The organism is Bacillus sp. P4_D3, from assembly GCF_056401855.1.
The window spans coordinates 1-1702 of the sequence record NZ_JBFUIN010000659.1; the positions used below are offsets into that span (position 1 = coordinate 1).

Consider the following 1702-nt stretch of genomic DNA (forward strand, 5'->3'; position numbering starts at 1 on the left):
ATCATTTTCTCCTGATTTTTATTCTGAATTTAAGAATACAGAAGTATCTAAAGCAAATCTGTATATAACAGAAAATGATACTTCTAAAACAACACTATCCCCAGGTTTAATATTTAACTTATTACCTTTAGCCAACACTTTAAATGGATTGGTTGTTTGTCCAGATTTTGTAGATGATTTAGGAAATGAAAACATAACATTATTTTGCGCAATAACATAATCGGTATTATTAGTCATTTTTATTTGATAAGATATTTCAGTGTTCATATTAAGATTTTTAGAAATTAATTCATACACTATTCCATTTTCAACATCTTCGTATTTAAAAGTACTATTATTTTTACTAGAACACGCACTCAAAATAAAAAGCAAAACCAATATGATTATTCCACATTCTTTTTTCATTGATTTATTACCACCTATCAGTAAACACTATATTCTCTTTGGATTGTCATAACATTTGAAACGTACGTAACACTAGTAGTACTCTAAAAGCTAGAATTAGAGCCGATAATGACAGTAGCATCCAGTTCCTTGTTTCTTAGCCACTTTCGTGGTAAGCCCAGCACCATCAAAGATTTCAAAGGCCTGGGGTGCCTGAACTTCGCTCGTCTCTATCAAAAGATGTCCATCCAAAGCTAACCAGAGTAAAGCTTCTTCTACCACTCTTCGCAGAATGTTAAGACCATCCTCACCTCCGTCAAGCGTCACATTTGGTTCATGTAGGCGTGCCTCCCTGGGGAGAAACTTTATTATTTCGGTAGGAACGTAAGGTACGTTCGCAACTAGGATATTTACATGGCCCTTAAGTGAGTGGGGTAGAGCTTTATACAAGTCACCTTCAAATGCATGACCGCCAAAATTCGTTACATTGCGGCTAGCGCATTGCACTGCGATAGGGTCAATGTCAACAGAATACAATTCCACTCGTCCCAAAGCTGCTGCCAGTGCAGCGCCCACAGCACCTGATCCACAGCATAGGTCAACAATGATATCACTAGAACGTGACAGAGCCTCTGTTTGATGAACAAGGAACTCGGTACGTTTACGCGGTACAAAAACGCCTCGATCCACTTCTATTCGTAGACCACAAAACTCCGTCCATCCAACAACATATTCCAGAGGTAAACCGTTGACTCGCATTTCTACCATTTTCATAAGGTCCTCTGGAGTTAGTGCCTCTGACATAAGTAACCGGGTCTCATCTTCTGCGAAAACACAACCAGCGCTCCGAAGCTTGCTAACTATACATTTTTCCATTTTAATATCCAAAAAGAAATTTGTTTTATTCTCTATATTATCTCACCACTTTTGATAAAGTTTGTTTGTAATTCAGAGTTCGTTAAAAATAGCTAATATCCTTCTTCAATAATCTGGATCTTACATACAGTGAAACTTTAATCAGTGGGGGTTTTGTCCATCCCCCACTGATTATTAGCCCTCACCAATCGGGCGTTTACGGGCAGTTATCTCCCACCTAACTTCCTAGCATTCGCCGAATTTCGAGGTGGGAGTTTTACGCCCGTTAATGCGGGGTAAACTGTCATTTGATGGACATATTCGTCTACGACCACCTCTTTCCCTTCTATATAGAGCATTCTTTTCAATTTCTGTTTAAGTCAAATTTAATTAACAAAGGTATAAACGAAAACACATATTTTTACACTATTTCGATTTTTATATATAAACTATAATATTAACG

The 1702-nt window shown here is 37.4% G+C and carries 1 protein-coding gene and 1 pseudogene; both read right to left on the minus strand.

The annotated features are described in order from the left end of the window. Positions 1-18: 18 nt before the first annotated feature. A complete protein-coding gene (locus tag AC1DTM_RS25305) occupies positions 19-405 on the minus strand; it encodes a hypothetical protein (RefSeq protein ID WP_477001169.1) in 387 nt (128 codons plus the stop codon). Between the two features lie 83 nt (positions 406-488). Further along, a pseudogene (locus AC1DTM_RS25310) lies at positions 489-1260 on the minus strand (putative protein N(5)-glutamine methyltransferase). Positions 1261-1702: the final 442 nt, after the last annotated feature.

Excerpts from the sequence above, each read along its gene's own strand:
- AC1DTM_RS25305 (WP_477001169.1), bottom strand. The coding sequence starts at position 405 with ATGAAAAAAGAATGTGGAATAATCATATTGGTTTTGCTTTTTATTTTG.